At 71.6% G+C, this 6,427-nt stretch carries 7 protein-coding genes and 1 pseudogene; 6 read left to right on the top strand and 2 right to left on the bottom strand.

Annotation, left to right across the window (positions count from 1 at the left end; genetic code table 11):
- The 3 genes and pseudogenes from V7Q31_RS16540 to V7Q31_RS16530 all read left to right on the top strand — a co-directional run.
- A pseudogene (locus V7Q31_RS16540) lies at window positions 1-89 on the top strand (30S ribosomal protein S21); the annotation flags it as partial.
- 124 nt (window positions 90-213) lie between these two features.
- On the top strand, window positions 214-978 hold the full coding sequence (locus tag V7Q31_RS16535; RefSeq protein ID WP_333834961.1) for a metallophosphoesterase: 765 nt from the start codon (window positions 214-216) through the stop codon (window positions 976-978).
- The gene (locus V7Q31_RS16530; RefSeq protein WP_333834960.1) at window positions 975-2,174 is read left to right on the top strand and encodes a TIGR03862 family flavoprotein; all 1,200 of its coding nucleotides are present in this window, start codon (window positions 975-977) and stop codon (window positions 2,172-2,174) included. Before V7Q31_RS16535 ends, V7Q31_RS16530 begins: the two co-directional genes overlap by 4 nt.
- A gap of 9 nt (window positions 2,175-2,183) precedes the next feature.
- Here V7Q31_RS16530 and V7Q31_RS16525 read toward each other — a convergent pair whose 3' ends face one another.
- Both V7Q31_RS16525 and efp read right to left on the bottom strand, forming a co-directional pair.
- Window positions 2,184-2,978, bottom strand: coding sequence for an inositol monophosphatase family protein (locus tag V7Q31_RS16525; protein WP_333834959.1), 795 nt, complete (start codon window positions 2,976-2,978; stop codon window positions 2,184-2,186).
- A 5-nt stretch (window positions 2,979-2,983) separates the two neighbouring features.
- Window positions 2,984-3,547 carry an elongation factor P gene (gene efp / locus V7Q31_RS16520; protein WP_333834958.1) on the bottom strand — a complete coding sequence of 188 codons (564 nt, stop codon included), beginning with the start codon at window positions 3,545-3,547 and terminating at the stop codon, window positions 2,984-2,986.
- Window positions 3,548-3,695: 148 nt separating this feature from the next.
- Here efp and hrcA point away from each other — a divergent pair, with 148 nt between their 5' ends.
- The 3 genes from hrcA (at window position 3,696) to V7Q31_RS16505 (ending at window position 6,312) form a co-directional block, all read left to right on the top strand.
- Complete coding sequence (hrcA, locus tag V7Q31_RS16515; protein WP_333834957.1) at window positions 3,696-4,781, top strand: heat-inducible transcriptional repressor HrcA; 1,086 nt, start codon at window positions 3,696-3,698, stop codon at window positions 4,779-4,781.
- A gap of 2 nt (window positions 4,782-4,783) precedes the next feature.
- Complete coding sequence (locus V7Q31_RS16510; protein WP_442976717.1) at window positions 4,784-5,395, top strand: nucleotide exchange factor GrpE; 612 nt, start codon at window positions 4,784-4,786, stop codon at window positions 5,393-5,395.
- Between the two features lie 92 nt (window positions 5,396-5,487).
- Window positions 5,488-6,312 carry a lysophospholipid acyltransferase family protein gene (locus V7Q31_RS16505; protein WP_333834955.1) on the top strand — a complete coding sequence of 275 codons (825 nt, stop codon included), beginning with the start codon at window positions 5,488-5,490 and terminating at the stop codon, window positions 6,310-6,312.
- Window positions 6,313-6,427 lie beyond the last annotated feature (115 nt).

Below are 6,427 nucleotides of genomic sequence, written 5' to 3'. Positions count from 1 at the left end.
CTGAGAAGCGGGCGCGCGAGCGGGCCGAAGCGATTCGGCGCGCGCGCAAGCTCGCCCGCAAGAAGGCGCAGCGCGAAGGCGCGCTCTGAGAGTCTGAACGCGCCGGGCGGCGATGTCGTCCCTCGCTTTTTCCTGACGCCTCGACCCCCGCGCCCCCGGCCGCATGACGCGACCGGGGGCGTGGTTTTCTCCCCGGTTGTTCGAGCGCCCCCGATGCCCCAGCTGCGAGACGCCCGCGCGCCTGAAGGGCTCAGGCTCTACGCGATCGGCGACGTGCATGGCCGGCTCGATCTGCTGCGCGAGATGCACGCCCGCATCGGAGCCGACCTCGTCCGCCGCCCCTGCCGGGCGTTCCGGGTGATCCATCTCGGCGACTACATCGACCGCGGCCCCGACAGCGCCGGCGTGATCGCGCATCTGATCGAGTTCGCGCAGGATGGCGACGCCGCCTGCCTGTGCGGCAATCACGACCTCTACCCGCTGAGCTTCCTCGAGGATCCGGGCAAGTCCGCCGAGCACTGGTTCGCCTATGGCGGCCTGGAGGCGCTGGCCTCCTACGGCGTCGACGCCTTTGCGCCGGGGTTGGGCCTGCGCTCGGCCAAGGCGGTGCGCAAGGCCTTCGCGAGCGCGCTCCCGCCCGAGCATCTCGCCTTCCTGCGCGGCCTGTCCTTCATGGAGCGGCAGGGCGACTATCTCTTCGTCCATGCCGGGCTGCGGCCGAAAGTGCGCATCGAGAAGCAGAAGATCGGCGATCTGGTGATGATCCGCGAGCCGTTCCTGAGCCACGAGGGCGATTTCGGCGCGGTGGTCGTGCATGGCCACACCGTCTCGCCGGAGCCGGTCATCCGCGCCAATCGGGTCGGGCTCGACACCAAGGCCTACGCCACCGGCCTGCTGAGCTGTCTGGTTCTCGAAGATGTCGAGAAAGGGCTGCTCACCGCGTCGGGCTATGCGCCGCTGACGTTCGACGCGGCGTGACCCGGGGCGCGCGGCGCGCCGCGATCGTCGGCGCGGGGCCGGCCGGGCTCGCCGCCGCCGAGATTCTCGTGGGGCGCGGGGCGCGGGTCACGGTGATCGAGCGCATGCCCAGCATCGGCCGCAAGTTCCTGATGGCGGGGCGCGGCGGGCTGAACCTGACGCATTCCGAGCCGCTGGAGACGCTGCTCGACCGCTACGGGGCCGCCCGCCCCAGGCTCGAACCGGCGATCCGCGCGTTTCCGCCGGAGGCCTTGCGCGACTGGTGCGCGGGCCTCGGGGTCGAGACCTTCGTCGGCAGTTCGGGCAGGGTTTTCCCCGTCGCGATGAAGGCCTCGCCCTTGCTGCGGGCGTGGCGCGCCCGGCTCGACGCGCTCGGCGCGGCGTTCGTTCTCGGGACGCGGTTTCTCGGCTGGGACGGGGCGGGGGACGTGCGGCTGGAGGGCGGCGGGGCCTTGACCGCGGACGCCGTCGTGCTGGCCTGCGGCGGGGCGAGCTGGCCCCGGCTCGGCTCGGACGGGCTCTGGACGCAGGCGCTGGACGGCGACGTGCTCGCGCCCTTCGCCCCGGCCAATTGCGGATTCCGCCGGCGCTGGTCCGACGACTTCGCCGCCCGCTTCGCCGGCGCGCCGCTCAAGGGCGCGGCCTTCGCTCATGGCGGGACGCGTCTGCGCGGCGAGGCGACGATCACGCGCGAGGGCGTCGAGGGCGGGGCGATCTACGCGCTGTCCGCGGGCCTGCGCGACGCGGTTGCGCGCGAGGGAAGCGCGGCGCTCACCGTCGACCTCAAGCCCGACGTGACGGCCGACGCGCTGGCGGCGCGGGTGTCGGCGATGCGCCCCGGCCTGTCGACGGCGAACCGGCTGCGGCGGCTGGGCCTGTCGCCGCTGGCCGCGGCGCTGCTCCGCGAGGCCGAAGGAACGGTCCCGCCCGAGCCGCGCGCGCTCGCGGTTCGGATCAAGAGCCTCGCCCTGCGGCTCGACGCCCCGATGGGGCTGGAGCGGGCGATCTCGAGCGCCGGGGGGTTGCGCCTCGACGCGCTCGACGAGCGGCTGATGCTGCGCGCCCGTCCCGGCGTCTTCGCCGCCGGCGAGATGCTCGACTGGGAAGCGCCGACCGGCGGCTATCTGCTCACCGGCTGCATCGCCACGGGGCGCTGGGCGGGCGCGGCGGCGGCGGACTGGCTGGGGTTGCCCTGAGGGGCGGCGTCAGCCGATGCGCAGCAGGTCGCGGAAGGTCGCATACACTTCGGCGTTGGCGGCGACGATGGCGCGCCCCGCCACCGGATCGCGCGCCTCGTCGTCGATGTCGTGGACGAAGCCGCCCGCCTCGCGCACCAGCAGCACGCCGGCGGCGACGTCCCAAGGGTTGAGGTTGCGCTCCCAATAGCCGTCGTAACGCCCGGCGGCGACATAGGCGAGATCGAGCGCGGCGGCCCCCCAGCGGCGCACGCCGGCGCAGCGCGGCATCAGATGCGCCAGATCCTTCAGCGTGCGCGGCAGATGCGGCGAGTTCATGAAGGGCACGCCGGTCGCGAAGATCATCTCCGACATGTCGCGCCGCCCCGAGACGCGCAGCCGCCGGTCGTTCATCCAAGCGCCCGCGCCCTTCTCGGCGGTGAACATCTCGTCCTTGATCGGGTCGTAGACCACGCCCGCCACGATCTCGCCCTTGCGCTCGAGCCCGATCGAGATCGCCCAGTGCGGCAGGCCGTGCAGGAAGTTGGTGGTGCCGTCGAGCGGATCGACGATCCAGCGGTTCATCCCGTCCGAGGCCGCCGCCGCCCCTGTCTCCTCGCCGAGCCAGCCATAGGCCGGGCGGGCGTGCTCCAGCTCGGCGCGGATCGTCTCCTCGGCCTTGCGGTCGGCGTTGGAGACGAAATCGCCCGCGCCCTTGACCGAGACCTGAAGATTCTCGACCTCGCCGAAATCGCGGACGAGCCGGCGCCCGGCCTTGCGGGCGGCCGCTATCATCACGGCCAGATTGGGCGAAGCTGTGGTCATGCCGTTCAGGCGCGCTCGACGTAGTCGAACGTCTCGGTGTTGACGACGATCTTCTCGCCGGTTCCCACGAAGGGCGGCACCATCACGCGCACGCCGTTGTCGAGGATCGCCGGCTTGAAGCTGTTGGCTGCGGTCTGGCCCTTCACCACCGGCTCGGTCTCGACAATCTCGCAGGTGACCTTCTCGGGCAACTGCATCGACAGCGCCTCGACGTCGTAATACTCGACCTTCACCATCATCCCGTCCTGCAGAAAGGGGCGGCGGTCGCCGAGAATGTCCGCCGGAAGCTCGACCTGCTCATAGGTCTCGCTGTCCATGAACACCAGCATGTCCTCGGACTGATAGAGGAACTGCTGGTCCTTCTGCTCCAGCCGCACCCGCTCGACCTTGTCTTCCGAGCGGAAGCGCTCGTTGAGCTTGCGGCCGTCGCGGACGTTCTTCAGTTCGACCTGGGCGAAGGCGCCGCCCTTGCCCGGCTTCACATGGGCGGTCTTGACGGCGATCCACAGCCCGCCGTCATGCTCGATGATCGTGCCGGGACGGATCTCGTTTCCGTTGATCTTGGGCATCGGGGCTCCTCGGGGGCCTGCGCGGGTTGGCGCGGTCTATAGCGGCGCCCTTTGGCGTCGGCAAGGGAAGCCCCTCGGGCGCTGCGCGGGCGGGCTCGCACTTGCGGCGCGGACGCCCTAAATCGGAGGCATGAACAAGGGAGACGCAATGACCGACCCCGCGCCGGGGCTGGGCGATCTGAACGCGCGCAGCCGCGCCGTGTTCCGCCAGCTCGTGGAGACCTATCTGGAGACCGGCGAGCCGGTCGGCTCGCGCACGCTGTCGCGCCGGCTCGACCTCAATCTGTCCGCCGCCTCGATCCGCAACGTGATGCAGGACCTCGAGGCGCTGGGCGTGCTCGGCAGCCCGCATGTCAGCGCGGGCCGCGTGCCGACGCATCTGGGGCTGCGGATGTTCGTCGACGGGCTGCTCGAGATCGGCGACGTCTCCGAGGCCGAGCGCCAGTCCATCGACGCCGCCGTCGGCGGCGCGGAAGGCGACCTCGCCGCGGTGCTCGACGAGGCGGGCGCGATGCTGTCGGGACTGTCGCACTGCGCCTCGCTCGTCTTCGCGCCGAAGAGCGAATCGGCGATCCGCCATGTCGAGTTCGTGGGCCTCGCCCCGGACCGGGCGCTGGTGGTTCTGGTCACCGAGGACGGCACCGTCGAGAACCGCCTGTTCGCCCCTCCCGCCGGCATGACGCCCTCGGCGATGCGCGAGGCCGCGAATTTCCTCAACGCCACGCTGCAGGGCCGCACACTCGCCGAAGCCGCCGAGGCGGTGACGGCGGCGATCGCGGCGCGCCGGGCCGAGCTCGACGCGCTGGCCGCCGACATGGTCGAGCGCGGCCTCGCGGTCTGGAGCGGCGAGGCTTCGGAGGGCCCCGACCGGCTGATCGTGCGCGGCCGCGCCAACCTGCTCGACGGCGCGCAGGACGCGCTCGACCTCGACCGGATGCGCCAGCTCTTCGACGACCTCGAACGCAAGCGCGACCTCGCGCAGCTTCTCGACCTCGCGGCGGGGGCGGAGGGCGTGCGCATCTTCATCGGCGCGGAGAACAAGCTTTTCTCGCTGTCGGGTTCCTCTCTCGTGATCTCTCCGTATATGAACGCCGAGCGCAAGCTGGTGGGGGCGATCGGCGTGATCGGTCCGACCCGTCTGAACTACGGCCGCATCGTGCCGATCGTCGACTACACCGCGCGCCTCGTCGGGCGGATCGTGGCCGACCGGTCGGCGGGGCGGCGGAAAGGATGAGCATGAACACCCAGAGCGCAGAAAAACGCGACGTGGCGACCGAGGCCGAACCCGCATCCGACGCGCCCGAATTCGCGCCGGACGCCGAAGCCGCGGACGCCGCCCACGAAGAGACGCCTGGCGACGACCTCGCCTTGCGGCTGGCCGAAGTCGAAGCCGAGCGCGACGAGTTGAAGAAGCGCGTCATGTACGCGCTCGCCGACACCGAGAATCTGCGCAAGCGCGCCGAGCGCGAGCGGCGCGAGGCCGAGGCCTATGGCGGGACCCGCCTAGCGCGCGACCTGTTGAGCGTGCACGACAACCTCGCCCGCGCGATGGAGGCCGCCGACGACGCGCTGCGCGCGCAGAACGCCGCCTTCATCGAGGGGCTGGAACTGACGCAGCGCGAATTGCTGAACGCCTTCGCCAAGCACCGCATCGAGACGGTGACGCCGGAGAAAGGCGCGAAGTTCGACCCCAACCTGCATCAGGCGATGTTCGAAGCGCCGGTTCCCGGCGCCGAGCCGGGCGCTATCGTCGAGGTGATGCAGCCGGGCTTCACCATCTCGGGCCGCCTGTTGCGCCCGGCGCTGGTCGGTGTGGCGAAGGCCGCGGAGGGGCCTGCGGAGGCGTGAGGCGCGCGGCGGCGCGCTCCGGGTTTGATCCCTCCCGACCGACACGCTAGCGTCGCAATGGGCGGGATGCGCCCCCTTCTGATCGGACCCCGATGCGCGTCGCCCTGTTCAACGTCGCTTTCTACGTCCTGACTTTCCTGACCGCGATGGCCGCCTGGCCGGTGGCCCACTTTGGCGCGGGCGATGCGCTGCGCGCGCTCATGGCGTGGTGGACGCGGCGGGTGCGCGGGCTCGTGCGGCTGATCCTGCGCGGGCGGATCGAGGTGCTCGGGCGCGAGCGTCTGCCCGCCGGCGGCCCGCACCTGCTCGTCGCCAAGCATCAGTCCGAACTCGACGCGGTGATGATGTTCTCGTTGTTTCCGCAGTTCGGCGCCGTGGTGATGCAGGAGCTCGAACGCTACCCCTTCGTCGGCGCGCTGCTGCGCGGGCTCGACTACATCGCCGTCGCCGTCGATCAGGGGCCGCAGGGGCGCACCGCGCAGGTGGTCGCGGGCGCGCAGCGGGTGCTCGGGCAGGGCCGCCCGCTGCTGATCTATCCCGAAGGCACGCTGATGGCGCTCGGCGCGCGCGAGCGGTACCGCAGCGGGGTCTGGCGGATCTATTCCGCGACCGGCGCGACGGTCACGCCGGTCGCGATGTCGGTCGGCGCGATCTGGCCTCGGCGGGAATGGCGCAAGCGGGTCGGGCGCACCGGCGCGGTGGAGTTCCTCGACCCCATCCCCCCCGGCCTTCCCGAGGCCGACTTCATGGCGCTGATCGAAGACCGCATCGAGGCCGCGACCATGCGCCTGATCCGCGCCCATGCCGACGGCGACGACCTCGCCGCGGCGGAAGCGCGCTTCGCCGCCGCCGACGCGGCGTTCCGCTCTCGGATCGCCGCCACCGCAGCCGCCCCGGCCATGGGCGACCCGGCGTGACCCGCCGGCCCTCGCAATTCGCGCTGCTGGGCACGCGGCGCTTCCTTCCGCTGTTTCTGGTGCAGTTCCTCGGCGCCTTCAACGACCAGACCTATCAGAAGGCGTTCGTCGCGCT

The sequence above is a fragment of the Rubrimonas sp. genome (assembly GCF_036788415.1).
Lineage (GTDB): Bacteria > Pseudomonadota > Alphaproteobacteria > Rhodobacterales > Rhodobacteraceae > Rubrimonas.
This window is presented reverse-complemented; position numbering and strand designations above follow the sequence as displayed.